This window comes from Mesorhizobium sp. NFR06 (assembly GCF_900115245.1).
Classification (GTDB): domain Bacteria; phylum Pseudomonadota; class Alphaproteobacteria; order Rhizobiales; family Rhizobiaceae; genus Mesorhizobium.
The window spans coordinates 98,760-124,608 of record NZ_FOVT01000015.1 but is presented as its reverse complement, the minus strand read 5'-3'; the positions used below and the strand labels follow the sequence as shown (position 1 = coordinate 124,608).

The 25,849-nt window shown below is 64.5% G+C and carries 26 protein-coding genes; 6 read left to right on the top strand and 20 right to left on the bottom strand.

The genetic code is table 11. The annotated features are described in order from the left end of the window. Window positions 1-50 precede the first annotated feature (50 nt). Window positions 51-1,346, top strand: a complete 1,296-nt coding sequence (locus tag F3H96_RS23680; protein WP_149804109.1) for an amidase — start codon at window positions 51-53, stop codon at window positions 1,344-1,346. Window positions 1,347-1,616: 270 nt separating this feature from the next. On the opposite strand, the gene F3H96_RS23670 is transcribed toward F3H96_RS23680, so the two are convergent. From F3H96_RS23670 to F3H96_RS23655, 4 genes are all read right to left on the bottom strand, one after another. After that, window positions 1,617-2,597, bottom strand: a complete 981-nt coding sequence (locus tag F3H96_RS23670; protein WP_149804108.1) for a hydroxyacid dehydrogenase — start codon at window positions 2,595-2,597, stop codon at window positions 1,617-1,619. Between the two features lie 181 nt (window positions 2,598-2,778). After that, complete coding sequence (locus F3H96_RS23665; protein ID WP_149804107.1) at window positions 2,779-3,495, bottom strand: FadR/GntR family transcriptional regulator; 717 nt, start codon at window positions 3,493-3,495, stop codon at window positions 2,779-2,781. Window positions 3,496-3,497: 2 nt separating this feature from the next. Beyond that, window positions 3,498-4,667: a mandelate racemase/muconate lactonizing enzyme family protein gene (locus F3H96_RS23660; RefSeq protein ID WP_149804106.1), complete on the bottom strand. Its 1,170-nt coding sequence runs from the start codon at window positions 4,665-4,667 to the stop codon at window positions 3,498-3,500. A gap of 57 nt (window positions 4,668-4,724) precedes the next feature. Further along, a complete protein-coding gene (locus F3H96_RS23655) occupies window positions 4,725-5,612 on the bottom strand; it encodes a sugar phosphate isomerase/epimerase (RefSeq protein ID WP_149804105.1) in 888 nt (295 codons plus the stop codon). Between the two features lie 402 nt (window positions 5,613-6,014). Here F3H96_RS23655 and F3H96_RS23650 point away from each other — a divergent pair, with 402 nt between their 5' ends. The 3 genes from F3H96_RS23650 to F3H96_RS23640 all read left to right on the top strand — a co-directional run bounded on the left by F3H96_RS23650 (window position 6,015) and on the right by F3H96_RS23640 (window position 9,468). Further along, a complete protein-coding gene (locus F3H96_RS23650; RefSeq protein WP_149804104.1) occupies window positions 6,015-7,070 on the top strand; it encodes a sugar phosphate isomerase/epimerase in 1,056 nt (351 codons plus the stop codon). Window positions 7,071-7,223: 153 nt separating this feature from the next. Beyond that, a complete protein-coding gene (locus tag F3H96_RS23645) occupies window positions 7,224-8,411 on the top strand; it encodes a Gfo/Idh/MocA family oxidoreductase (RefSeq protein ID WP_149804103.1) in 1,188 nt (395 codons plus the stop codon). Between the two features lie 205 nt (window positions 8,412-8,616). Next, a complete protein-coding gene (locus tag F3H96_RS23640) occupies window positions 8,617-9,468 on the top strand; it encodes a sugar phosphate isomerase/epimerase (RefSeq protein ID WP_149804102.1) in 852 nt (283 codons plus the stop codon). Window positions 9,469-9,696: 228 nt separating this feature from the next. Here the strand turns inward: F3H96_RS23640 and phnE (F3H96_RS23630) are convergent, their stop codons facing one another. From phnE (F3H96_RS23630) to F3H96_RS23585, 10 genes are all read right to left on the bottom strand, one after another. After that, window positions 9,697-11,061 (bottom strand): phosphonate ABC transporter, permease protein PhnE, encoded by a 1,365-nt coding sequence (gene phnE, locus F3H96_RS23630; protein ID WP_149804101.1) that lies wholly within the window; start codon window positions 11,059-11,061, stop codon window positions 9,697-9,699. 1 nt (window position 11,062) lies between these two features. Further along, the gene (phnE, locus tag F3H96_RS23625; RefSeq protein ID WP_149804100.1) at window positions 11,063-12,016 is read right to left on the bottom strand and encodes a phosphonate ABC transporter, permease protein PhnE; all 954 of its coding nucleotides are present in this window, start codon (window positions 12,014-12,016) and stop codon (window positions 11,063-11,065) included. A gap of 56 nt (window positions 12,017-12,072) precedes the next feature. Further along, a complete protein-coding gene (phnD, locus tag F3H96_RS23620) occupies window positions 12,073-12,981 on the bottom strand; it encodes a phosphonate ABC transporter substrate-binding protein (protein WP_149804099.1) in 909 nt (302 codons plus the stop codon). 143 nt (window positions 12,982-13,124) lie between these two features. After that, window positions 13,125-13,982 (bottom strand): phosphonate ABC transporter ATP-binding protein, encoded by an 858-nt coding sequence (gene phnC, locus F3H96_RS23615; protein ID WP_149804098.1) that lies wholly within the window; start codon window positions 13,980-13,982, stop codon window positions 13,125-13,127. A gap of 144 nt (window positions 13,983-14,126) precedes the next feature. Further along, window positions 14,127-14,837 (bottom strand): DUF1868 domain-containing protein, encoded by a 711-nt coding sequence (locus F3H96_RS23610; protein WP_149804097.1) that lies wholly within the window; start codon window positions 14,835-14,837, stop codon window positions 14,127-14,129. A 68-nt stretch (window positions 14,838-14,905) separates the two neighbouring features. Further along, on the bottom strand, window positions 14,906-15,397 hold the full coding sequence (locus F3H96_RS23605; RefSeq protein ID WP_210248167.1) for an N-acetyltransferase: 492 nt from the start codon (window positions 15,395-15,397) through the stop codon (window positions 14,906-14,908). Between the two features lie 209 nt (window positions 15,398-15,606). Then, complete coding sequence (locus F3H96_RS23600; protein WP_149804096.1) at window positions 15,607-16,221, bottom strand: DapH/DapD/GlmU-related protein; 615 nt, start codon at window positions 16,219-16,221, stop codon at window positions 15,607-15,609. Continuing rightward, entirely contained in the window at window positions 16,218-16,925 is a 708-nt protein-coding gene (gene phnL / locus F3H96_RS23595) for a phosphonate C-P lyase system protein PhnL (protein ID WP_149804095.1), read from the bottom strand. The genes F3H96_RS23600 and phnL overlap by 4 nt, the downstream gene beginning before the upstream one ends. A 2-nt stretch (window positions 16,926-16,927) precedes the next feature. Continuing rightward, entirely contained in the window at window positions 16,928-17,704 is a 777-nt protein-coding gene (gene phnK / locus F3H96_RS23590) for a phosphonate C-P lyase system protein PhnK (protein ID WP_149804094.1), read from the bottom strand. Then, window positions 17,701-18,669: an alpha-D-ribose 1-methylphosphonate 5-phosphate C-P-lyase PhnJ gene (locus F3H96_RS23585; protein ID WP_244620124.1), complete on the bottom strand. Its 969-nt coding sequence runs from the start codon at window positions 18,667-18,669 to the stop codon at window positions 17,701-17,703. Before F3H96_RS23585 ends, phnK begins: the two co-directional genes overlap by 4 nt. A gap of 59 nt (window positions 18,670-18,728) precedes the next feature. Here F3H96_RS23585 and F3H96_RS30660 point away from each other — a divergent pair, with 59 nt between their 5' ends. Beyond that, entirely contained in the window at window positions 18,729-18,902 is a 174-nt protein-coding gene (locus F3H96_RS30660; RefSeq protein ID WP_188131508.1) for a hypothetical protein, read from the top strand. A 2-nt stretch (window positions 18,903-18,904) separates the two neighbouring features. On the opposite strand, the gene F3H96_RS23580 is transcribed toward F3H96_RS30660, so the two are convergent. Genes F3H96_RS23580 through phnG form a run of 3 tightly spaced genes read right to left on the bottom strand, consistent with a single transcriptional unit; the run spans window position 18,905 to window position 21,094 of the window. Beyond that, window positions 18,905-20,020: a carbon-phosphorus lyase complex subunit PhnI gene (locus F3H96_RS23580; protein WP_149804093.1), complete on the bottom strand. Its 1,116-nt coding sequence runs from the start codon at window positions 20,018-20,020 to the stop codon at window positions 18,905-18,907. 1 nt (window position 20,021) lies between these two features. After that, on the bottom strand, window positions 20,022-20,633 hold the full coding sequence (gene phnH, locus F3H96_RS23575; protein WP_149804092.1) for a phosphonate C-P lyase system protein PhnH: 612 nt from the start codon (window positions 20,631-20,633) through the stop codon (window positions 20,022-20,024). Continuing rightward, window positions 20,633-21,094 (bottom strand): phosphonate C-P lyase system protein PhnG, encoded by a 462-nt coding sequence (gene phnG, locus F3H96_RS23570; protein WP_149804091.1) that lies wholly within the window; start codon window positions 21,092-21,094, stop codon window positions 20,633-20,635. The genes phnH and phnG overlap by 1 nt, the downstream gene beginning before the upstream one ends. Before the next feature lie 125 nt (window positions 21,095-21,219). Here phnG and phnF point away from each other — a divergent pair, with 125 nt between their 5' ends. Next, complete coding sequence (phnF, locus tag F3H96_RS23565) at window positions 21,220-21,966, top strand: phosphonate metabolism transcriptional regulator PhnF (protein WP_149804090.1); 747 nt, start codon at window positions 21,220-21,222, stop codon at window positions 21,964-21,966. Between the two features lie 285 nt (window positions 21,967-22,251). Here the strand turns inward: phnF and F3H96_RS23560 are convergent, their stop codons facing one another. The 3 genes from F3H96_RS23560 to F3H96_RS23550 all read right to left on the bottom strand — a co-directional run bounded on the left by F3H96_RS23560 (window position 22,252) and on the right by F3H96_RS23550 (window position 25,848). After that, the gene (locus tag F3H96_RS23560; RefSeq protein WP_149804089.1) at window positions 22,252-23,268 is read right to left on the bottom strand and encodes a zinc-binding alcohol dehydrogenase family protein; all 1,017 of its coding nucleotides are present in this window, start codon (window positions 23,266-23,268) and stop codon (window positions 22,252-22,254) included. Between the two features lie 64 nt (window positions 23,269-23,332). Beyond that, entirely contained in the window at window positions 23,333-24,298 is a 966-nt protein-coding gene (locus F3H96_RS23555; RefSeq protein ID WP_149804088.1) for an ABC transporter permease, read from the bottom strand. Next, a complete protein-coding gene (locus F3H96_RS23550; RefSeq protein ID WP_149804087.1) occupies window positions 24,295-25,848 on the bottom strand; it encodes a sugar ABC transporter ATP-binding protein in 1,554 nt (517 codons plus the stop codon). The genes F3H96_RS23555 and F3H96_RS23550 overlap by 4 nt, the downstream gene beginning before the upstream one ends. Between the last annotated feature and the right edge of the window lies 1 nt (window position 25,849).

Below are 25,849 nucleotides of genomic sequence, written 5' to 3'. Positions count from 1 at the left end.
CGGCTACTGCCCTAAAAAGACGTTGCCAACTTGCGGAGTCCGACATCGACATGCAATCCATCCGCGACCGTCTCGAAATCATCCTGTCAAGTCTTGCCAATCGCGCGGCCGGCGAGAAGGTCTACACGAAGCTCTATGCCGAGGCCGCGCGGGCGGCCGCCGACGCGTCTGATGCCCGCCGCAAGGCGGGCGTGAGCTTCGGACCGCTCGATGGGCGCATCGTCTCGATCAAGGACCTGTTCGATGTCCCCGGCGAGCCGACGGCGGCCGGATCGCTGATCCGCGCTGGTGCCGCGCCGGCGACGCGGGATGCGGCGATCGTGCGACGGCTGCGGCAGGCGGGCGCCGTCATCCTCGGCAAGACCAACATGACCGAATTCGCCTTTACCGCCATCGGCGACAATCCGCATTACGGCACGCCGGGCAATGCCGCCGATGCGAGCCTGATCCCGGGCGGCTCGTCGTCCGGCGCCGGCGTCGCGGTCGGCGAGGGCACGAGCGACATCTCGGTCGGCTCAGACACCGGCGGCTCGGTTCGCATTCCGGCCTCGCTCAACGGTGTCGTCGGCTTCAAGCCGACGGCAGGGCGCGTGCCTTTGACCGGCGCGTTTCCACTGTCGATGACACTCGATTCGATCGGCCCGCTTGCCCGCAGCGTCGCCGATTGCGCGATCGCCGATGCGATCATGGCGGGAGAAGAGCCGGTCCCACTTCAGCCGGTCTCGCTTGCCGGCCTGCGCATCGGCATTCCACGTGGCACGCTGTTCGGCGAGACGCAAGCCGAGGTCGCCGGAGCTTTCGAGAGCTGCATCGACAAGATCGGGCAGGCCGGGGCCCACGCCACCGATTTGTCCATCGACGATCTCATTGCCGAGATGCGCCTGGCAACCAGGCACGGGACGATCGCGTCGATGGAAGGCGCCGAGGTGCATGCCGACTGGCTGGAGACCGGCGCGTCCGTGCCGGTCGATCCGCACGTCACCGGACCATTGTCGCGCGCGCTGGCTGTTCCCGCTTCCGCCTATATCCGCACGATCCGCCGTCGCGGCGAGCTCGTGGCGGCTATGGCGGAACGGCTGGAGACGTTCGATCTGCTGGCATTGCCGACAGTCCCTATGGTCGCGCCGTCCATTGCCGCGATGGCCGGCGACGAAGCGCTGCGCGACAAGACGGAAGGGCTGCTGCTGCGCAACACGCAAGTCGCCAACCAGTTCGACCTCTGCGCCATCTCGCTGCCGATGCTCGGCATGAAGCTGCCGGCTGGATTGATGCTGGTGGGCAAGCACGGGGATGATCGTCGCCTTCTCGGCATCGCCGCAGCGGTAGAGGCTTTGCTTGGCCGTTGACGTGGATGCCGCGAAACAACGCAAAATAGACATCAGGGAAATTGGCGTTGCGTTCCTTCGCGCCCCCCTCTGGCCTGCCGGCCATCTCCCCCACTCGGGGGGGAGATTGAACGTCGCGCAGGCCTTCGCCAATCTCCGACGTTGCAGAAACGAACGAAGCGCTGAAGCAGCCAATCTCCCCCCTCGTGGGGGAGATGTCCGGCAGGACAGAGGGGGGCGCTGTCCCGCCGACATCTCATGTCTGCACCGGCGCGGTACTCGTCGGGGAAATTAACCGCCAGCCGGAAAGCGCCGCCGATAGTGCTCGATAACTTCCGGGTTGCGCAGATTGACAGGCAGTTTGCCGGCGAGCACCAGCAGCGCCTCGCCGGCGGCGCCGACGCCCATGCGCATCATCGATTCCTCGGTGATGCCGGCCATATGCGGGGTGACAATGACATTGTCGAAGCCGAAATAGGGATGATTGGGCGGCAACGGCTGCGTGGAAAAGACGTCCAGCGCGGCGCCGCCAATGCGGCCTTTTTGCAGGGCTTCGATCAGCGCCTCGTCGTCGACCACCGGACCGCGCGAGACATTGATCAGCAGCGCACCGGGTTTCATGCACGCGATGCGCTCGCGACCGATCAGGCCGCGCGTTTCCTCCGTCAGCGGGCAGCAGAGCACGATGATATCGCTCTGCTCGACCAGCGCGTCGATCGACAGGAAGCCGACGCGCTCGGGCGCCGGCTTCATACTGCGTGTCGTCGCCACGACATTGAGGCCGAAGCCGTGGGCGCAGATATGGCCGACGGCCTGGCCGACCGCGCCGAAGCCGACGATGCCGATGGTCTTGCCAGCCAGTTCGCTGGTCGAATTGGCGTGCTCGCGCCCGGCAAGCCAGCCCCTGGCGCGCAGGTCGCGGTCCATCACGCGGAAGCGCCGCAGCAGCGCGAGCACGGTCAACATCACATGCTCGGCAACCGAACGGGCATTGACTGCAGGCACGTTCGCGACCAGCACGCCGGCGGCGCTCGCCGCCTCGACCGGGATCATGTCCAGCCCCGCTCCATGGCGGATCGCGGCGCGCAGGTTCGCCGCGCCCGCGAACAGCTCCGGCGGCAGCGGCGCGCGCACGATGACGATGTCGGCGTCCCGGGCTTCCGCGGTCAAGGTTTTGGCATCGAGCGCGGACGCGATTGCAAGCCTGCCGGCGCCGGCCAGCATGGCGGTGGCGCGAGAATGCAGCGGGTGCGTGGACAGGATCTTGCGCATAAAGGTTCCTTTTCGGCCGCATTTCCGAGACGCCAAGCGATAGGGCTTGGCTGCAAAATGCCCTGCAGCGTCTCACCGTTTCACCGAAATGGCGAACCGCTTCATCTCTTTGTTTTGACGCAATTCCGGACGGAGGACCGTTTCACGCTTCTCCTGGACCTGCTCATTTCCTGGACCTGCGCTAGGCCTTTTCGAGCGCCGCGCTTTGCGACTCCGTTCCGCGGCCTTCGATGATGCCCTTCCAGTAGCTCTCGGCGCCCTGCAGATGCGCGCTCATCAGCGCCTGGGCGAGGTTGCCGTCGCGGCGCAGCAGCGCCTCGTAGATCTGGATGTGCTCGGCATGCGAGCGCACGCTGCGCTCGGGATCGTTGAAATAGATCGGCAGGCGCTGCTCGCCCATCAGGTAATAGACGCTGCAGATGTTGTGAAAGACGCTGTTCTTGGTTGCGCGCACGATCTCGAGATGGAACTCGCGGTCCTCCTTGGCGAGGCCTTCGCCGGCGGCAATGCGTTCCTCGGAAGCCTTGAGGATCTCGCGCAGCCGTTCGAAATTCTCTTCCGTGGCGCGCGAGCAGGCCAGCTCGGCCGCCTTGATCTCGTGGATCTTGCGCAACTCGACCGTCTCGTAGATCTGCACCGGATCGAGCGGCAGACCCGCGCGGGCGAAAAGCGCCAACGCTTCCACGCTCGCCTGCTTGGTGTCGATATAGATGCCGGATTTGGCGCGCCGCTCGACGATGCGCATGGCCTCGAGGATGGCGAGAGCCTCGCGAATCTGACCGCGGCTGACGCCGAAATGCTCCGCCAGCTCGCGCTCGGACGGCGTGCGGCCGGACTCCTTGTCGGAGTTGGAGAAAAGATAGGCGGCGAGTTCCGCGAGAAGGTTCTTTTCTTTCATCGTCAGCTGCGTTGCGCGTGCGCCTCCAGGAACCGCTCGGAGATGGTGAATCCCAATCCAGGCTTTTCAGGGATCGCTATCATACCGTCCTTTGCTTCGACAGTCTCCTCGACCAGGTCGTGGATCATCGGATTGGCGCCGAGCGAATATTCGATGATGAAGCTGGCAGGCGAGGCGGCACAGACATGCAGCCCGGCAAAGAAGCAGGGCGCGCCGGCCCATAGATGCGGCGAGAAGCGCAGGTTGAAGGCGCTGGCGATGGTGCCGATCTTCATCGCTTCGCTGATGCCGCCGCAGAAGGCGGGATCCGGCTGGAAGATGTCGGCCGACTTCAGGACCGCCAGATCGCGAAAGGAATATCGCGTCGCCTCGCTTTCGCCGGTGGCGATCGGCGTCGAGCCCGAGGCGCGCACTTCGGCCATGCCCGGCTTGTCGTCGGCGATCACCGGTTCCTCGAACCAGGCGAGGTCGAGATCGGCGGTGAGATTGATGAAGCGCTTGGCCTCGGCGACGGTGTAGGTGCCGTGGGCATCGACCATCAGTTCGACGTCCGGCCCGATCGCCTGCCTCGCGGCACGCACGCGCGCCGCAGAGACATGCGGGGCGCCGTCCATCGCGCCGACGCGCATCTTCAGCGCCTTGAAGCCGCCTCTGGCGACATAGGATTTCAGCTGCTCGCCAATGGCGCCGGCGGCAGCCCAGCCGCCCGAGGCATAGGCCTGCATGCGCTCGACCTTGCGGCCACCGAGCAGTCGCCACACCGGCTGTCCGAGCGATTTGCCGAGAATGTCCCACAGCGCGATGTCGACGGCGCTGATCGCCGCCACGCTCACGCCGCGCCGCGCCAGCTGCGGCATGGCATGGCCGGCATGCGCCGCCGCCTCATGCCTCACGCCATTGTAGAGCATCTCCCAGATGACGCCGATGTCGGCCGGATCGCGGCCGATCAGCTGCGGGCCGATCTCGCGGTTGAGCATATGAACGAGCGCAGCGTAGCTGCCGGCGCTGCCGGCGGCGTTCTTGCCTTCGCCCCAGCCGACCAGGCCGTCATCGGTCTCGATGCGCAGAATGGCGGCATCGAATGTCGTCACCTGGCCGAAGTCGCTGCGATGCTGCTTTGCGACTTCGATCGGGATACGAACCCACCAGGCCTGGACGCTTTTGACGCGCATGTGTTCCCTTCGGCCCCTCCGCGCCGGTGAGCGGAAGGGAAAGCTTCGATCGGAGGTCTACTTGATCAGCGGCAGCAGCGTTTCAGCGGTGATGCGCATCTGGTCGGTGTAGAATTTTTCCGTGAGCACGCTGGAGCCGTGGTCCTGGATGAATTTCAGCTGCTCGGGCGAGATGTCGACCGGGTTGCGCTCGACCATATCCGGATAGGGCGCGGCCGGGGTGCGATCGACAGGTGCCACGAACTCGTTGGTCAGCGCGCCGTCATAGCCGACTTCCTTCAGCGTGCGCACGATCTTCGGCCAGTCGATCTGGCCAAGGCCCGCGGCGAAGCGGTTGTTGTCGGCGACATGGAAGTCGTACAGACGCTTTCCGACCTGACGGATCGCGTCATAGACGTTAAATTCCTCCATGTGGATATGGTAGGCGTCGAGGCAGACGCCGCATTCGGGGCTCACCGCGTCAGCGAGCGCCAGTGCCTGGGCGCCGCGGTTGAAGAGGTAAGTCTCGAAGCGGTTGAGCGGCTCGACCGCGATCCTGACGCCGACCTTCTTGGCATGCGTGAAGCACTCACGCGTGGCGTCGACCACCCAGCCCCATTCCTCCGCCTCGGTGCCGTCCGGCACGACCTTGCCGACGGTCGCGGGCACCAGCGTGATGATCTCGCCGTCGAGCTCGCTTACCATGGTGAGCACGTCCTTGACGTACTTTACCGACCGCTCGCGCTGGCCCTGATCCTTGGCGGCGAGGTTGCGCTCGCCCAGCATCAGCGTCACCGAACCCCAGCAGCGAATGCCGTGCTCCTTCAGGAGCGCAAGCGTCTCCTTGGTCTTGTACTGCTCGGGCTCGCCGGAAATTTCGATCGATTCGTAGCCGAATTTCTTGATGCGCTTGAGCGTCACCTCCAGCGGTTCCGCCCGCATCCAGTTGTGCGTCGAAAGATGCATGGTCTATCCTTCCCAGAATTCGCCAGTCATATTCACCCTGCGGCGCCTCCGGTCGAGCCGGCCGCACGATTTCCTCCCCATGGCGTTGCCAGCATTTTTCTTCCAAACTGGTTCGACCAATTGGGTCCTCCATGACCTCTACAGCAAATTTTCATACACGGCAAGAAGTGGACCGGAGACGCTCTGCCGGCTGAGCAATACTATGATTTTATGAGGTATTTCCGCCAACTTGGCCGGAAGCCGGTGCCCTCTCCGAGGTTTTCCGTCGCTTGACCGAACGTCGGGATTTGGTAATACCAGAATGGCATAACGCATAGATGCCTGTGGGAATGACCAAACAGACTGGCCCTCACATCAATCGGCGCTATGCTTGGTCGCGAAAACGAGAGAGGGAGGATGCCGATGCCGACGACGATGAAGGGTCCCGGCCTGTTTCTGGCGCAGTTCGCGGGCGACGCGGCGCCGTTCAATTCGCTGGCTTCGATCACCAAATGGGCGGCCGGCCTGGGCTACAAGGGCGTGCAGATCCCAACCTGGGACGGGCGCCTGTTCGACCTCAAGAAGGCGGCGTCGTCGAAGGCCTATTGCGACGAGGTGAAAGGCATTTGCGCCGATGCCGGCGTCGAGATCACGGAATTGTCGACGCATCTGCAGGGCCAGCTGGTGGCGGTCCACCCAGCCTATGACGCCCAATTCGACGGCTTTGCCCCCGCCGCGGTGCACAACAATCCGAAGGCCCGGCAGAAGTGGGCGGTCGAGCAGATGGAATTCGGCGCCAAGGCGTCGAAGAATCTCGGCCTCAAGGCCTCGGTGAGCTTCAGCGGGGCGCTCGCCTTCCCTTACCTCTATCCGTGGCCGCAACGGCCGCCGGGCCTGATCGAGGAAGCGTTTGCCGAACTCGGCAAGCGCTGGAAGCCGATCCTCGACGTCTATGACGAAAACGGTGTCGATGTCGGCTACGAGATCCACCCCGGCGAGGACGTGTTCGACGGCGCGACCTTCGAGATGTTCCTCGACGCGGTCGGCGGCCACACGCGCTGCAACATCAACTACGACCCGTCGCATTTCCTGCTGCAGCAGCTCGACTATCTCGAGTTCATCGACATCTACCACGAGCGGATCAAGGCCTTCCACGTCAAGGATGCGGAGTTCAACCCGACCGGGCGGCAGGGCGTCTATTCCGGCTACCAGGGCTGGGTGAACAGGGCAGGCCGCTTCCGTTCGCTCGGCGACGGGCAGGTTGATTTCAGCGGCATCTTCTCCAAGCTGACCCAGTACAATTACGATTCCTGGGCAGTGCTGGAATGGGAATGCTGCCTCAAGCATCCCGAGGACGGCGCCGCCGAAGGCGCACCGTTCATCCAGCACCACATCATCCGGGTGACGGAGAGGGCCTTCGACGATTTTGCCGGCGGCACCAGCGACAAGAAGCTGTTGCGCGCCATGATGGGAATCTAGCAGACTTGCCCTCCCCTCGGGGGGAGGGGTCGATCCGCAAAGTGGATCGGGGAGGGACGCCGGGCGTGGAACTCGGCGTGAGCCGACCCCAACCGGCGCGTCGGGCCTCCTCCCTGGAGGGCGAGGGATATCTCAGACAGTAGGAGCAGGAAAATGGTCGGCGCATCGAAGTCGGAAACGGGAGGCGGCCCGATCCGCTATGGCATGGTCGGCGGCGGGCAGGGCGCCTTCATCGGCGCGGTGCACCGGATCGCGGCGCGAATGGACAATGACTTCGTGCTGGTGGCCGGCGCGCTGTCGTCGAACCCCGAACGGGCCAAGGCGTCGGCGGCCGAGCTCGGACTCGATCCCGCGCGCAGCTACGGCTCCTATGCCGAGATGGCCAAGGCCGAGGCCAAGCGCCCGGACGGCATCGAGGCAGTGGCGATCGTCACGCCGAACAACGTGCATGTGCCGGCGGCCAAGGCCTTCCTCGAAGCAGGCATCCATGTCATCTGCGACAAGCCGCTGGCGACCTCGCTGGCCGAAGCCAGGAAACTTGCCGCCCTTGTTGAAAAAACCGGCAAGGTGTTCGTGCTCACCCACAATTACACCGCCTACCCGATGATCCGCCAGGCGCGCGAGATGGTGGCCAAGGGCCAGCTAGGCGACATCCGCATCGTGCAGTCGGAATATCCGCAGGACTGGCTGACCGAGGATCTCGCCGCCACCGGACAAAAGCAGGCGGCGTGGCGCTCAGATCCCAAGCAGGCCGGCGCCGGCGGTGCGCTCGGCGATATCGGCACCCATGCCTACAACCTTGCCCGCTTCGTCTCGGGACTTGAGCTCGATACGCTCTCGGCCGATCTCGACGCCTTCGTGGCGGGCCGCCAACTCGACGACAATGTCAACGTGATGCTGCGCTTCAAGCCGGTCGGCAAGGCGCATCCGGCCAAGGGCATGATCTGGGCCAGCCAGGTGGCGCCCGGCCATGAGAACGGGCTCAAGCTGCGCATCTACGGCTCGAAGGGCGGGCTGGAATGGGTCCAGGCCGACCCGAACTATCTCTGGTACACCCCGTTCGGCCAGCCGAAGCAGCTTCTTACCCGTGGCGGGGCTGGCGCCACGCCGGCGGCGGGACGGGTGACGCGCGTTCCGCCGGGTCATCCGGAAGGTTATCTGGAAGGTTTCGCCAACATCTACCAGGAGGCCGCGCGGGCGATTCGGGCAGCGCGCCGAAAGGGTGGCAAGCCGGCTAAGGATGTGGTGTTCCCGACGATCGCGGACGGCGTCGAGGGAATGGCCTTCATCGAGGCTTGCGTGAAGTCGTCGAAGAAAAACGGGGCGTGGACGAAGCTTTAGGGGTGGGCTTGGCGCCGACCGCCCTCAGCAGGATTGCCAGCCGAATTGCAAGCGCGATTCGGGGCAATCCGACCTCTCCCTGAGGGGAGAGGAGGTGGCAGGCGCCGACGCCAACCTCTTCTGCCCACCGGGGAGAAGGTGGCCGCGAAGCGGCCGGATGAGGGGGAGTGTGACCCGCCAGCGCAAGAACGGGGGAGGGGCGTCGATGAAAATCGGCATGTGCATGTTCTTGTGGACGACCAGCGTCTCGAAGAAGCACGAGGCGCTGTTGAAAGATATCAAGGCGACCGGTTTCGATGGCGTCGAGATTCCGGTGTTTGTCGGGGTGCCCGACGACTACAAGAAACTCGGCGAAATGCTCGACCGCATCGGCCTGGAGCGAACCGCGGTTTCAGCCATGGGCGATCCGGCAATGAACCTGATCTCGCCGGATGCCGCGACCCGCAAGGCCGGCGTCGACTATATGAAGTGGGCTATCGACTGCAGCGCCGCCCTCGGTGCGGACAGGCTGAGCGGCCCGCTGCATTCGACGCTCGGAGCCTTTTCCGGTAGCGGACCAACGGCGGCTGAGAAGAAGCGCTCCATCGCCTCGCAGCGCGCCATCGGCGACCATGCCGGCAACAAGGGCGTGACCATCGGGCTGGAAGCGCTCAACCGCTTCGAATGCTATCTGCTCAACACCATGGCCGACCTGTCGGAGCATATCGACGCGATCGACCGCCCGCACATCAAGGCGATGTATGACACTTTTCACGCCAATATCGAGGAGGCCGACCCGATCGGCGCCTATACGCGCAATCGCAGGAACGTCGTCCACATCCATATTTCGGAGAACGACCGCGGCGTGCCGGGGCGGGGCAACATCCCCTGGAAGGAGACTTTCTCCGCCATCCGCAAGAGCGGCTATGACGACTGGCTGACCATCGAGTCCTTCGGCCGTTCGCTGAAGGATCTGGCGGCGGCGACCAAGGTGTGGCGGGATTTCGCGGAGAGCCCGGAGGTGGTTTATCGCGAAGGGTATAAGCATATCAAGAATGGGTGGAGGAAGGCGGCGTAAGCGCGTCGTTCAACAAGCGCCGGCGATTCTCCGCGCCCCCCTCTGTCCTGCCGGACATCTCCCCCACGAGGGGGGAGATTGGCAGCTTCGGCGCTTCGCTCAATTCTGCAGCGTTGAAGACTGGCGAAGGTTGTGGTGACGGATGATCTCCCCCCAAGTGGGGGAGATGTCCGGCAGGACAGAGGGGGCGCTGTCCCGCCTGCCTCTCGCCGGTTCAGCGCAGCAAGGTCAGCCCTGCGCAGCCTGCAATCTGTTGTAGTCATGCAGCGTGCGGCTGAGCCTTCGGCGCAAAAAATTCGAGATGTTGTCGAAGACGAACACCACTGCCAGCGTCAGCAGCACCATGTAGAAGACGTTGGCCCAGTTCGAGTTGGTGCGCATCGCCTCCCACAGCTTCAGGCCGATGCCGCCGGCGCCGACGGCACCGATGATGGTCGCGCCGCGCGTATTCGATTCCCACTGGTAGAGCGTCTGGCTGATGAAGACCGGTACCACTTCCGGCAGGACGCCGTAGCGTTGCACCAGCAAACCGTTGGCGCCGGTCGACAGCACGCCTTCGCGCGGCTTGTCGTCGATATTTTCCAGCGCCTCGGAATAGGTTTTGCCGAGCGTGCCGATCTCGGTGAAGAAGATCGCCGCGCTGCCGGCCAGCGGGCCGGGGCCGAAGGCTCGGGTGAAGAACAGCGCCCAGATCAGCATGTCGACCGAGCGCATGAAGTCGAAGAAGCGCTTGAGCACCTGGCTGAGCAGGCCGCTCGGTGTGATGTTGCGGGCGGCGAAGAAGGCGAGCGGGAAGGCGACGATGCCGCCGAGCAGCGTGCCGAGGAAGGCCATGACGATGGTCTGCAGGAGCTTCGTCCAGACATCGCCATGCTGCCACTGGGCGTTGTTCCAGATGTTGTCGGCGGCGAGGGCGAGGTTCGAGGTGCCGGGTTGAAGCTCAGGCCCGGAGACGATCAGCGAGATCACCTCGCCGGCCGATTTACCGAAGAAGGGCGAGCGCGTGTCGAAGACGATATTCGCCCAGCCGAGGAAGCGCTTGCGCACCTTGACGCGGTCGACGGTGACGCGCACCTCGCCGACGAAGCCCATCTTGGCGACGATCTCGTCGTCATGGACGGTCACCCAGTCGGGTACCGGGCCAGTCACGACCGGCTTGCCGCCGGTCAGCGATATCGGCACGGTCACGCCATTGGCGATGATCGTCGCCCTGGTCTTGTCGAAAGTGACGGATTTTGCGTCGCCGTCGATCCGAACCGTGAAAGTGCCGTCAGGATTCCTGACAACCCAATCGGGGTTGGGGTTTTCACCGAGCGCGGAGAAGCGCGGATATTTCGGCGTGATCTGCGGCTGATCGAGACGGAATTCCGGCTGCAGGTCGTAGCTGATCCATTGCGACAGGAAGAGCGGCAGGCGTTCCCAGTGCGACTCGCGCAGCACCTGCGGCAGGCTGAAGAACCACAAGGCATAGGCAAGATAGAGCACCGTGCCCGCGATCAGCAGCAACGGCCAGAAACGCTTGTAGGCCGGGCGATGGAATACCTGCGGATGGCGTTCCTCGATCGCAGCGATTTCTTCTACGGTCATTGCCATTTCAGGCGCTCATCATGAAGGCCTGCTCGCCGACGAGCTTGCGGCGCAGCCAGGCGGAGAACTGGTCGACGAGGAAGATGGTGATGAAGAGCAGAAGCACCAGCGCCAGCGTCTTGGCGCCGAAGCCGCGCGAGATGGCAAGCTTCAGCTCCTCGCCGATGCCGCCGCCGCCGACCGCGCCCATGATGGTCGAGATGCGCACGTTGATCTCGATCCTGAGCAGCGTATAGGACATGAAATTGGGCAGCACCTGCGGCAGATCGGCGAAGCGCACGCGCTCGAACCAGTTGGCGCCGACCGCGCGCAGGCCCTCTTCCGGGCGCATGTCGATGTTCTCGTTGATCTCGTAGAACAGCTTGCCCAGCGCGCCGATCGAATGCAGGCCGATGGCGATGATGGCGGCGACCGGGCCGATCGAGACGATGGCCGCGAACAGGCCGGCGATGACGATCTCGGGGAAGGCGCGCAGCAATTCCATGAAGCGCTTGACCACCAGCCGCAAGACCGGGCTCGGCGTCAGGTTGCGCGCGGCGATGAAGGAGAAGGGCACGGCGAAGACGAAGCCGATGAAGGTCGAGACCAGCGCCACGTTCACCGTGGTCAGCATCAGCTCGAAATATTCAGGGATATAGAAACCGCTCCAGATGTAGACGCGGCCGAGCGGGAAGTTGAATTCCTGCGTGCCCTTGTCGTTCGGCGAGGCGATATCGAACAGCGCCCGCCAGACATCGCTCCAGTCCTTAGGGACCAGCCAGCTCAGGAAATCGAGGATATGCGGCAGCCGGTCGAAAAAATGCCCGGCATTGGCTTCGTCGGCGAACCACATGGTCGCGCACATGGCGATGAGCAGCAGGCCGACGCCGAGCGCGGTGTAGAAGCGGCGCAGCGCGGTCTGGCGCCGCCAGGCGTCAGCTTGCTGCCGGGTGGCTTCGGAATGGATTGTCGCTGATGTCATGATCGGAACATGCAAAAAGGGCGGCGCTGGATAATGCCGCCCTTCTTTTGATGCCGTCAGCCGCCGATAGCGGCTTTGCGGGCTTCGACGATGACGCTGTAGAAGTCCGGCTTCACCGGAACATAGCCGGTGAAATCGCCACCTTCGACGCCTTCGAAGCAGGCCTTGTCCTTGGTCGGCAGGGCGGTGAAGAAGGCGGTCAACTTGGCGGTCATCTCGTCGCCGAGCGCGGTGCGCACGACCAGCGGACCGTTCGGGATCAGGCCCGAGCGCCAGACCTCGACGAAGTCGTTCGGGTCGACGGCGCCCTTGGCGACTTCCTTGTGGAAGGTGCCGGAGGTGTAGCCGTTCTTGAAGTCGCCGATGCCCGAGGAATCATCCACCGCCACGTCGACCTTGCCGTCGCGCACGGCCAGCACGTTGTTCTCGTGGCCGCCATTGAACTGGGTCGAGGCGAAGTAGGTTTCGTTGGAAGCGCCGGTATCCTTCGGGATCTGGGTCAGCGGGATCAGGTAGCCCGAGGTCGAATCCGGATCGGCGTAGCCGAGCTTCTTGCCCTTGGCCGACTTGATGTCGGTGATGCCGGAAGTCTTGAGCGCCAGGCCGATCGAATAATAGCCGGTGGAGCCGTCGGTCTGCTTGGTGGTGAGGATCGGGGTGACGGCCTTCGGATCCTTGAGATAGACGCTGGCGTAGCCGGACGCGCCGAGTTCGGCAAAATCGAGCGTGCCGCCGAGCAGGCCCTGGATGACGCCGTCATAGTCGGCGGCCGGGAACAACGACACCTTCTCGAAGCCGAATTCCGACTTCAGGTGGTCGGCGAGGCACTGGTAGTTGCGCAGACGATCGGTCTCGTTCTCGCCGCCGAGGATGCCGACGCGGAACTCTTTGATGTCGGCGGCGTGCGCGGCGCTGGCCGCCATGGCGAGCAGCGAAACCGCTCCAAAAACCATCTTCCTGAACATTTTGCTCTCTCTCCTGTTGTTCCGGCTGCGCGCCGGCGGCGTTCTGATTTTTCAAGTCTTGCCTTTGACGCTGGCGGGCGATCCGGGTTGCTCTGCTGAAATCCACGATTTGCCCGGACCGCCAAGGGCCCGGGGCAGTGGGCTCAGTAGCCAGGAAAGGCTGGTTCGAGCGGTCCGGCGGATGCGGTGATCTTCGGCTTGATGGTCACGCTGGTCGACGTGATGGCCTCGGAGATTTCGGCGCCGCTGGCATCGGCGCCGTAGACGGTGCGAACGGCGTCGCGGTCGAGATCGTCCGGTCCACCGTCGAAGACGACCCTGCCGGCGGCCATGCCGATGATGCGGGTGCAATAGGCGCGGGCGGTGTCCAGCGTGTGCAGGTTGGTGACGACGGTGATGCCTTCGCGCGAATTGATTTCGCGCAGCGAGTCCATCACCACCTTGGCGTTGAGCGGGTCGAGGGAGGCGATCGGCTCGTCGGCCAGCAGCACCTTCGGCTGCTGCATCATGGCGCGGGCGATCGCGACGCGCTGCTGCTGGCCGCCGGACAGCGTACCGGCCGGCTGCAGTGCGGTGCGGGCGATGTCGAGGCGCTCGAGCGCGGCGACCGCCTCGGCGCATTCGGTGCGCGTGAACATGCCGAGCAGGTTGGAAACCGTGGAGCGATGGTTCAGGCGGCCGAGCAGCACGTTGGTCAAAACGTCGAGGCGCGGCACCAGGTTGAACTGCTGGAAGATCATGGCGCAGTCACGCTGCCAGCGGCGCAGCGGCGATCCCTGCAGGCGGGAGACCTCGGCGCCGTCAAAAAAAATCGACCCCTGGCTGGGATCGATGAGACGATTGATCATGCGCAACAATGTCGACTTGCCGGCGCCGGAGCGGCCGATGATGCCGACCATCTGGCCGCGCGGGATCGAGATAGTGATGTCGCTGACGGCGGTGTTTTTGCCAAATCGTCGGGTTACGCCGCGGATTTCGAGCGTGGCCGATGATGCTGACATACCAAAACTCCAGTCCGTCGCGCTTGTGCAGGTCTGTTAACCTTCGCTAGCGCAGGCCGATGAAGCTGGGGTGTCGGATTGATGTCAGTTTTGTTACGTCCCACAGGCATGGCGGGGAATGCTGGGCTGTGACGCCAATTGGCGTCAGCCAAGCACCAGCAATTCCTCGAAATGCTTCATGTCGCTGAAGCTGCAGAAGGCCGGCGGGCGCAATTCGATCACCGGAGCCTCGCGTTCGAGGAACGACAGGCAATCATCGAACAGATCCTGCCAGGCGGCTGCGCGTTCGTCGGCGAGGCGGCGGACCTGGTAGGCGAAAGTGATATGAAAGACATACACGTCGTGGTCCGGATGGCGATAGCCGAACGGCACCGACAGCGCATCGCGCCATGCTTTGAGGATAAGCCGGTCCTCGTCCGTGGCGCCGGCAACTGTCAGGCCGTTCGGCGTGACGCCGATGGTCGTTACGCTGAAGGCGCCCTTGCCCTCGAAGCCCTGCAGGCGATCGAGATAGAGACGAGTCATGTCGTCGATGCTGGTGTCGAGCGGTATACCGGCTGGCCAGTAGGGATGGCGGCGGCGGTATTCGATGATGCCCTGGAACAGCGTCATGTGCAGACTGGAGATCGGCGTGAAGGCGAGGCGATCGGCGTCGGGCATGGCGCAGATGCGCTCGCGCACCTCGATGACCGCTGCTTCCGATGGCGAGCCCTGGACGAGGTGGCTGACCACCGTGTTGCCGGGCTCGAGAAGGAAGTTGCCCGATGTGTCGTAGCGGGTGCCGAGATGAACGGGCGTCGTCGGATTGGTGCCTTCGAAGAAGGAGGCGAGCGAGGGTCTGACTGTGGCGGGCATGGGCGATCTCCTTCGTGAGAAGGCGTCCTGTCCGAGTCATGTGTCAAGGGTGTGAAACCTGCCCGCCTCTACAGCATGCGGTGCATCACGAAAGCGTCGACATAGCCCAACCGCGGATGGTCGAACGATTGTGGAATGGTGCCGACAATGTCGAAGCCGAGCCGACGCCACAACTGCACCGCGCGCTCGTTGCTGCTGATAACGAAGTTGAACTGCATGGCGCGGAAGCCGCGCTCGGCAGCCAGCTGCAACGAATGCCGGCACATCGCAGTAGCCACGCCTCGACCGCTCGAAGCCGCCGACGTGACGTAGCCGCAATTGGCGACATGCGCGCCGCCGCCGCGCTGGTTGGCATGAAGATAATAGCAGCCAATCAGATCGCCGGCTTCTTCCGCCACGAACACCTCGTGCCCATCGGAAAACCAGTAGCCCAGCGCTTGGTCTCGATTCCAGTCGCGAGGCAGCGCATAAGTTTCGCCGGCCCGCAGGACTGGTTCGAGAATGGACCAGATCGCATCTGCGTCGGCCGGTGTGGCGGGACGAATGGTCGGCACGGTCAAGAACCCGCTTGGGATGGACTAAAGCCAGATCGCGGCAAAGATGCCGAAAAAGATCAGAACGACAAAGGCTGTCACGATTCCGGGCTTCACGCCAGAGGCCGGAGGTGCGGGAATGTCTCTTCGCAAGGGCTGCATGAAACCCTCAAGCATCTCTTATTTTAGCATCAGCGCATTTTCCTGAACATCGGCAAACCGCGCAACGGTTGGGGCTAGCCGCCATATTTCTCCAGGAAAGCCTCGGCCGACAGCTCACGAAAATCGTCGAGCGCCGAGCGCAGCCGGGCATGGTCCCAATCCCACCAGGCGAGCGCCTGGTAGCGCTCGGCGGTGCGGCGGTCGAAGCGCTCGCGGATCGGCTTTGCCGGCACGCCGCCGACGATGGTGTAGGGCGCGACATCCTTCGACACCACCGCGCCGGCGCCGACCGCGGCGCCGTCGCCGACGGTTACGCCGGGCAGGATGGTCGAGCCATGCCCGAGCCAGGTGTCGTGACCGATGGTGACGCGCCTGGCGCGGCGCTCTGCGAAAAATTCGCTCTCATGCTCGGCATCGTCCCAATAGTCGGAGGCGCGGTAGGTGAAGTGGTGCAGCGTCGGCCGCCAGGTCGGATGATTGGTGGCGTTGATGCGCACGCTTGCCGCGATGTTGGAGAACTTGCCGATGGTGGCGCACCAGACGGCGCAATCCTGCATCATGTAGGAATAGTCGCCGAGCTCGCATTCGGCGACGCGGCTGCGCTCGGCGATCTCGGTCCAGCGGCCGAGTGTCGAGTTTTCGACCTGCGCCGTCGGATGAATCAGCGGTGCCTCCGAAAGCTTCTTCATGCGGCGACCTTGCCTGTTGCGAAAGCGGTGACGTCGATGACGCGATCGGCCACGGCGTCACGGACATCGAGATCGTGGAAGATGCCGAGAAGGGCAACGCCCGCCGCCTTCTTGGCGGCGATCAGCTCGACCACGACATCGCGGTTCTTCGCGTCGAGCGACGCGGTCGGTTCGTCGAGCAGAAGGATCGGATGCTCGGTGATGAAGCCGCGTGCGATGTTGACGCGCTGCTGCTCGCCGCCCGAGAAGGTCGCGGGCGGCAAGGCCCAGAGTTTTTCCGGCAGGTTGAGCTGCGCCAACAGCGAACGCGCCTTCGCCCGCGCGGCCTCCCTGTCCTCACCGCGCTCGACCAGCGGTTCGGCGACGACATCGAGCGCCGAAACGCGCGGCACGGTGCGCAGGAACTGACTGACATAGCCGATCGTTTGCCGGCGAATGGCAAGCACGGTGCGTGGCGTGGCGCTGGCGAGATCGATCAACCCGTTCCCGTGCTGAACAATGATCTGGCCTTCGTCGACGGCATAGTTGCCGTAGAGCATCTTCAGGATCGAGCTCTTTCCCGCGCCGGACGGGCCGCCGAGCACGGCGCATTCGCCGGTGCGGATCGAGAAGGAGACGCCCGCCACCACCGGCAGCGTGACGCCGTCGCGCAGATGCATGGTGAAGCTCTTTGCGACATCGGAAACGACAAGCGGGGTGGCCATGATCACACCTGCAGGATGGAAGAAACGAGCAATTGCGTGTAAGGCGCGCGCGGGTCGTCGAGCACCCGATCGGTGAGGCCGCTTTCGACGACGCGGCCGTCCTTCATCACCATCATGCGCTGCGACAGAAGCCGCGCCACGGCGAGGTCGTGGGTGACGACGATCGCGGCGAGGCCGAGGTCGGTGACCAGCCGGCGCAACAGGTCGAGCAGGCGCGCCTGCACCGAAACGTCGAGGCCGCCGGTCGGCTCGTCCATGAACACCAGACGCGGGCCTGTCACCAAATTGCGGGCGATCTGCAGGCGCTGACGCATGCCGCCGGAGAAAGCGCGGGGCTCGTCGTCGATGCGGTCCTCGTCGATCTCGACGCGCGACAGCCAGTCGACCGCGGTGGCGCGGATCCTGCCGTAGTGGCGGTCGCCCACAGCCATCAGCCTTTCGCCTACATTGGCGCCGGCAGACACCGTCATGCGCAAGCCGTCCGCCGGGTTCTGGTGGACAAAGCCCCAGTCGGTGCGCATCAGGAAGCGGCGCTCGGCCTCGCTCATCCGATAGAGCTCGCGCCACTGGCCGTCGCGCATGCGGTAGCTGGCGGTGCCGGATGATGGCAGCAGCCTGGTCGACAGGCAGTTGAGCAGCGTCGTCTTGCCGGAGCCGGATTCGCCGACGACGGCCAGAACCTCACCCGGCCAGAGATCGAAAGTGACGTTCTCGCAGCCGACCCGCGAGCCGTAGAATTTGGACAGCGCCGAGACGCGCAGCAGCGGTTCGTCGGTCATTCGGCCTCCTTACCCTCCCCATTGTGGGGAGGGTCGGCGCGCAGCGCCGGGATGGGGGTTGAAGAAGGAGAAGATTGACCGTCTGCCCCACCCGCGCCTTCGGCGCGATCTCCCCACGAGGAGGAGGTAGGGTCGCCGCGCCGCTTCTCGCAGTGGTCGGTGTCGGAGCAGACGAACATGTGGCCGCCATGATCGTCGAGGATGACCTCGTCAAGATAGACATTCTCGGCGCCGCAGAGCGCGCAGGGCTGGTCGAAGGTCTGCACCTCGAAGGGATGATCCTCGAAATCGAGGCTGACGACGCCGGTGAAGGGCGGCACCGCGTAGATGCGCTTCTCGCGGCCGGCGCCGAACAGCTGCAGCGCCGGCGAGCGGTGCATCTTCGGATTGTCGAATTTCGGCGTCGGCGAGGGGTCCATCACATAGCGGCCCTCGACCTTGACCGGATAGGCATAGGTGGTGGCGATGCGGCCGTGCCTGGCGATATCCTCATAGAGCTTCACATGCATCAGGCCGTATTCCTCGAGAGCATGCATCTTGCGCGTCTCGGTCTCGCGCGGCTCGAGGAAGCGCAGCGGCTCGGGGATCGGCACCTGGAAGACCAGCACCTGGCCGGCTGTCAGGGGCTGCTCCGGGATGCGGTGGCGGGTCTGGATGATCGTGGCCTTCGCCGTCTCAGTGGTTACCGCGACCTTCGCGACCTTCTTGAAAAAGGCGCGGATCGAAACAGCGTTGGTGGTGTCGTCGGCGCCCTGGTCGATGACTTTCAGCACGTCATCCGGGCCGATGATCGAGGCGGTGACCTGGACGCCGCCGGTGCCCCAGCCGTAAGGCATCGGCATTTCGCGCGAGGCGAAAGGCACCTGGTAGCCGGGAATGGCGATACCCTTCAGGATGGCGCGTCGGATCATCCTTTTGGTCTGCTCGTCGAGATAGGCGAAGTTGTAGGTGGCGATGTCGGTCATGGCGATCACGTCCGCTCTGTGCTAAGAATTTGGTGCTCAAGACGCGGGAGCATGCCCACATGGACTCCACCGGTTGGTTGCATCTTGGCGTGCTGCTGCTGGTGTTTGCCGGCATCGTGGCCTTTGTGCTGTGGAAGATGGTCCTGCCCGCGCCAAAGGCGCCTCCACGTGGCGAGACCGTTGCCGGCGCGCGTGGCTTTATCGGCCTGTGGTTCGGTGGCGGCGGGCGTTAGGATCATTCCGCCGCCTCCCGCTTTTCCTCGGCGGCCTTGTCCTCGTTTTCCCGCGCCTCGTATTCGGCACGCATACGGCGAACCAGGCCGAGCTCGGCCTGGAAGTCGACATAGTGCGGCAGCTTCAGATGCTCGACGAAGCCGGTCGCCTGGACATTGTCGGAATGCGAGATGACGAACTCCTCGTCCTGCGCGGCGGCGACGACGTCTTCGCCAAGTTCGCCCGCGCGCAGCGCCCGGTCGCAGAGCGCCATGGCCATCACCTTGCGCTCGCTCTGGCCGAAGACCAGGCCGTAGCCGCGCGTGAATTGCGGCGGCGCCTTGGCCGAGCCCTTGAACTGATTGACCATCTGGCATTCGGTGACGCGGATGGAGCCCAGCGGCACCGCGAAGGGCAGTTCCGGCACGTCGAGCTCGAGCTCGACCTCGCCGATGCGGATCTCGCCGACGAAAGGATGATTGCGGGCATAGCCGCGCTGCGTCGAATAGCCGAGCGCCAGCAGAAAACCTTCGTCGCCGCGCGACAGCGCCTGCAGGCGGATGTCGCGCGCCATCGGGAATTGCAGCGGCTCGCGGGTGATGTCGCCGGGCACATGGTCCAACGGCATGTCGCCATCGGCTTCGATCAGGCCTTCACGGGCGAGGATCGCGGAGACGCGCGGCATCGCTTCGGCCTCGACCGGGCGTTGCGCCGGCGTTTCGACCCCGGCGCCGGCGGCAAGCTCGGGATCGAGCAGCCGGTGGGTGTAGTCGAAGGTCGGGCCGAGCACCTGGCCACCAGGCAGATCCTTGTAGGTGGCCGACACGCGCCGCTCGACCTGCATGGCGCCGGTATCGACCGGGTTGGTGTAGCCGAAGCGCGGCAGCGTGGTGCGGTAAGCGCGCACCAGGAAGATCGCCTCGATCATGTCGCCGCGCGCCTGGACGACGGCCAAAGCCGCGAGCTCGCGATCATAGAGCGAGCCTTCGCTCATCACCCGGTCGACACCGAGCGCCAGCTGCTCGACGATCTGGTCGAGGCGCAGCGCCGGCACCGAGCGGTCGCCGCGGCGGCGATCGGCAAGCAGGCGGTGCGCATTGGCAATAGCGGCCTCGCCGCCTTTCACCGCGACATACATGTCATGCCTCCATCGTCTTGATGCGGGTGGTGCGCGGCAGGCAGGCGAGGCTGCCGGGCGCCGCCAGGATGATGTCGACGCCGCGGGGAAAGCGCTGGTTGTTCTGCTTCCACTGTTCGACGAAATGGCGCGGCATGCCGGGCGGCGCGATCATCGAGGTCTTTTCGATGCCGGGTCCCTCGAGCAGCAGCGAGGGGCCAGAAGCGAGATCGTCGACCAAAAGAATCAGCGTCGTCGAGCGGTCTGGATATTCCTGTGTGCCTTGCGAAAAACCGTCGATCGCCGCCATTTCCTTCGGATTGGCGATCAGCGCGAAATGCGCGTCGGCCGGCGTGTTGGCCAAGGGCGCGCCGGTGTGAAAGCCGAGCCAGGCCTTGACCGCAGCTTCGGCCTGCAGCGGCAAGTCGAGCCAGACCGGCGTGTCGTTGTCGCAGAGGGCGAGAGCTACCGCGCCGGCCGTCGCCGAGAGCGGCGCCGGCGGATGGGCGAGCGAAGGCAGGATCTGGACCGTGCCGGGCCGCGCCATCGCGTCCATGATGGAACGGAATACCGCCTGGGCGTTGAAAACCGGATCGGCGAAGCCGCCGTCGATCGATTGCGTGGCGATATCCATCAGTCCTCTCCGCGCACCATGGTGAAAAAATCGACTTTCGTCGCCGCCGTCTCGACGCGCCGCGTCTCGCGCGCCGCATCGAGCGCCGCGCGCAGGGGCGCGATAAGCTTCGACTCGACCGTCTCGCGGTGCGCCGGGTCCTGCCAGAGCGCGTCGGCAATGGCTGCCAGCTTGGCCTTGTCCTTGTCACGGCCGAGCGCATAGGAATGGCCGACCCGCCCCGAAGGCAGCCGCACCGTGGCGCGGGTGACCGTCGCTTCGCCGACATTGAACGGCGCGCCGCCGCCCCCGATCCGTCCGCGCACCGTCACCAGTCCCGTTTCGGGACCGCGTAAAATCTCCGCCTCGGAAGGCAGGCCCGACTCGTTCCACAGACTGGCGATCTCATCGGCCGCGGCATGCGCCAGCGTCGCCATCAAGGCCTTCCGCCCGGCCTGCTCGCGCGCTTCCTGTCCTCGCATGGCCTCGCTCCTCGTTCAGGGGAATTTGTCTATTGATATAGACAACTATACAAATTATACTTATCTCGTAACGAGAGTCCATGACGGGTGGATGACAGGCGCCAGAAATTGCTTGGGGGTGGTGAGTGATCGGACTGGCGGGCAGTATCGAAAGACGCAACGGCGTCTCGCTGTGGCGGCAGATCGCCGACAGGATATTGCAGGCGATCGCCAGCGGGGATTTCCTGGAGAACGCTGCGCTGCCGCCCGAAGTCGTGCTGGCCGAGCGTTACGGCGTCAACCGCCACACGGTGCGCAGCGCCATTGCCGCGCTGGTACAGGAAGGCGTGCTGAAGGCCGAGCAGGGGCGCGGCACGTTCGTCTTGTCGCGCAAGCGGCTGTCCTATCCGATCGGCGCGCGCACGAGGTTCTCGACCGGGTTGCAGGGGCAGACGACCGAACGGCATATCGCGCTGCTGTCGTCATCGACGGAGCCGGCCATCCGGCGCGTCGCCGAGGCGCTGGCTATAGCGAAGGGCGCAGCCGTCATCCGCTTGGAGACGCGCGGCGAGGCCGACGGGCACCCCGTGTCGCGCGCTACGACCTGGTTCGATGCCAGGCGCTTCGCGGGCATCGAAGACGCGATGGCCGAAACGGGATCGATCACGGCTTCACTCGAGCGCTTCGGCATCAACGATTATCTCAGGCAGTCGACGGTGCTGTCGGCGCGTCACGCCGATGCCGACGATCTCGCCGCGCTCGATTTGCAGCCCGGCGCCATCGTGCTTGTCACCGTTGCCGTCAACGTCACGCTCGACGGCCAGCCGATCCAGTTCGCGGAGGCGCGCTTTCCGGCGGAGCGGGTGGAACTGAGGCTTTCGGCGAACGAGTAACCTTCGACGTCGTGACATCCGGACGATAACCCCCGAGGTCGTCATCCACGGGCGAAGCGAAGCGTAGACCCGAGGATCCATGCCGTAACCTTGATCGTAAAGCGCCGCGGAGCAGAATTCTGGATCGTTGCAACGCGTCGACGTCACGGAATGGATCCTCGGGTCTGCGCTGCGTCGCTACGCTCCTTGCTCCGCCCGTGAATGACGAGGCGACAAAATCGCAAAGCATGCGCTCTGCCAAATCCCGCACTGTCACCCACCGAATGCTCGTGTCGGACCGGCCTCTCACCCGACCTCGATAACCGCCTTGATCAGCCCCGACTTCTCATGCGCCCAGCGCGCAAGATCGCGCGGCGTTCCGGCGAGCGTCGTGCGATGGGTGACGAGCTTGTTCAACGGCACGGCGCCGTTGCGGATGGAGGCCGCGACATGGTCGAAATCGGCGCGGAGCGCATTGCGGCTGCCGACCAGCGTCATCTCGCGCTTGTGGAATTCGGGGTCTGAGAAAGAGATGTCGTCCTTGACGACGCTGACCAGCACCAGAGTGCCGCCATGCGCGACATGGGCGAAAGCCGATTGCACCGACCGCGTGTTGCCGGTGGCGTCGAACACGAGGTCGAAGCCTTCGCCGGCGGTTGCCTGCCGGACAAGGTCGGAGGCTGATGCCTTCGAGCCGTCGAGCGAAGCAAAGCCGAGTTCCGTTTCGGCGAAGCCAAGCCGCTCGGCGCTCATGTCGAGCAGGCTGACGTCGAGCCCGGCGATGCGCGCGAAGATCGCCGTGCCGAGCCCGATCGGTCCGGCGCCGATGACCAGCGTGCGCTGGCCCGGCGCGCCAAGCGAGCGTCGCACGGCGTGCGCGCCGATGGCCAGGAATTCGACCGCCGCGGCGTCGGCCAGCGACAGGCCATTTGCCGGATAAAGGTTCTGAGCCGGCACCAGGATCTCGTCGCACATGGCGCCGTCGCGATGCACGCCCAGCACTTCGATCTTCACGCAGCAATTCGGTTTGCCGTGCCGGCAGGCAATGCATTTGCCGCAGGCGAGATAGGGGTTGATGATCACCGCCTCGCCAACGGAAAGATCGATGCCTTCACCTCTCTCGACGATCGTGCCGGAAACTTCGTGGCCCATGACACGCGGATAGGCCAGGAACGGGTGCTTGCCTTCGAAGATATGGTAATCGGTGCCGCAGATGCCGACATGGCTGACCGCGACGCGTGCCCAGCCGGGCGGTGGCATTCCGGGTGTGGCGCGGTCCTCGATGACAAGATCGCCGGGCGAGCGGCAGACGACGGCTTTCATGGGCAATCCAAAAAAGAGCGCCGGCCTCGGTCGAACCGGGCCGGCGCGGAGTTTCAGGGAGGATTCATTTGCCGCGACGGCGCAGACCGTCGAAGTAAACAATGACGATGATCAGCACGCCGGTGATGATGCGCTGCCAGAAGGCGTTGACGTTGAGCAGGTTGGCGCCGTTGTTGATGGTGGCGAGGATGAAGGCGCCGAGCAGCGGCCCGTGCACCGACCCGATCGCGCCGAAGAGCGAGGTGCCGCCGATCACCGACGAGGCGATCGCCTGCAACTCCCAACCTTCGGCCTGGGTCGGATTGCCGATGCCGATGCGGGACGCCAACAGCACGCCGACGAAAGCCGCGCACAGGCCGGACAGCGTATAGGCCATGTAGATGGTGCGCTGCACGTTGACGCCGGACAGGCGCGACGCCTCGGCATTGGAGCCGACCGAAAACAGATAACGGCCCCAGCGGCTGTGATGCAGAAAGACATAGGCCGGGATGCCGACCAGGATCACCATCCAGAACAGATTGGGGACGCCGACGAAGGAATTGCGCGAGAACTCCTGGAAGGCGTCGTTGTTGATCGAGATGGAATTGCCGTTGGTCATCAACAGGCCGATGCCGCGCAGCGATGTCAGCGTCGCCAGCGTTATGATGAAGGGCGGAAGGCCCATCTTGACGATGCCGAAACCGTGGAACAGGCCGATGGCGACGCCGACCAGAAGCGTGATCAGGATGGCGGCGAACACCGGCACGCCGGCATTGATCAGCATTGCGGCGATGACGGTAGAGAAGCCGACCACCGCGCCGACGGAAAGATCGATGCCGCCGGTGATGATGACGAAGGTCTGGCCGACCGCGAGAATGGCGATCATCGAACCCTGGCGCAACAGGTTCGAGATGTTGTTGGCCGAGGCGAAGCTGGTCGTCGCCACCGAAAGGATGACCCACAGCAGGACCAGCAGCGCCAGCAGCGTCAGCCCGAACAGGGCGTTGTAGTTGCGCTTGGGTTTTTCGGCGGCGATGACCTCGGTGCTCATGTCTGACCTCCCTGTTTTTCTTGTTTCTCGGCGAGCGCCTGCGTGAGAATTTCCTCGTGATCGGCAGTGCGGAAGCCATGCGTGGCGACCAGCTTGCCGCGCCGGAATACGTGCAGCGTGTCGGCGAGCTCATAGACTTCCGGCAGATAGGACGAGATCAGGATGATGCCGGCGCCTTTCGACAAAAGCACGCTGAACAGCCGGTAGATCTCGGCTTTGGTGCCGACGTCGACGCCCACTGTCGGTTCGTCGAAGATGAACAGCTTGGCGCCATGCGCCAGCCATTTGCCGATGACGATCTTCTGCTGGTTGCCACCCGACAGGCTTGAGGCCAGCGCATGGCGCGTCGGTGTCTTGATGCGCAGGTCGGCGATCTGGCGGTCGGCCTCGGCCTTCTCCTTGGCGCCGGAGATCAGAAGGTTGCTCGAAATGCGCTTGTAGATCGGCAGGTTGAGATTCATGCCGACCGGCAGGTTGAGGCACAGGCCCTGATCGCGGCGGCTTTCGGGCGCCAACGCCATGCCGAGGCGAATGGCGTCGTGCTCGGAGTTGACCTGGACCTCTTTGCCTTGCCAAAGGATCTGGCCGGCCGATTTCCTGTGGCGACCATAAAGCGTCGTGACGAACTCGCTGCGGCCGGCGCCGATCAGGCCGTAGAGGCCGACGATCTCGCCCGCACGGACGGTCACCGAGACGTTCTCGAAGCCTTTGCCCGAGAGGTTCTTGGTTTCGACGATCGCGGCACCAGGCGTGAAATGCTCCTTGTGGTAGATCTGCTCGATCGAACGGTTGATCATCAGCTTGACCAACTCGGGCTCGTTGGTCTCGGCGATGTTGCGGGTGCCGACCAGCGTGCCGTCACGCAGAACGGAGACGCGGTCGGCAAGCTCGAACACTTCCTCCATGCGGTGGCTGATATAGATGATGGTGACGCCTTCGCCCTTCAGCCGGCGGATCAGCGTGAACAGCTGGTCGGCCTCCTTGCGGGTGAGGTAGGCGGTGGGTTCGTCGAAGATCAGGAATTTGGTGCCGCGCACGGTGGCGCGGGCGGCGGCGATCAACTGCTGCTGGCCGATGGTGAGGTCGCCGAGCACGACATGCGCCGGCAGGTCGAAGCCGAGATCGTCGATGATCTTCTGCGCGTCCTTGACCATGGCGCGCTGCTGCAGGATGCCGAAGCGGGATTCCTCCTCGCCGAGGAACATATTGGCGGCGACGGTGAGGTGGCGGCACAGCACGACCTCCTGGTGCACGGCATTGATGCCGAGCGCCATCGCCTCATGCGGGGTGGCCAGTGCCGCCGGCTTGCCTTCCCAGATGACTTCGCCCGAGGTGCGAGGCATGACGCCGGTCAGGAGCTTGATCAGCGTCGATTTGCCGGCGCCGTTCTCGCCGACGATGGCGTGGATCTCGGCTGCCTTGAAGGCGAGGTGCACAGGCTTCAGCGCATGCGTGCCGGGGTAGCGCTTTTCCAGCCCGTTTAGTTCGAGGATCGTCCTGCCAGGCTCCAGCGTGGGGTGCGGATGCAGTTCCTGCGCCGTCGACGTCATG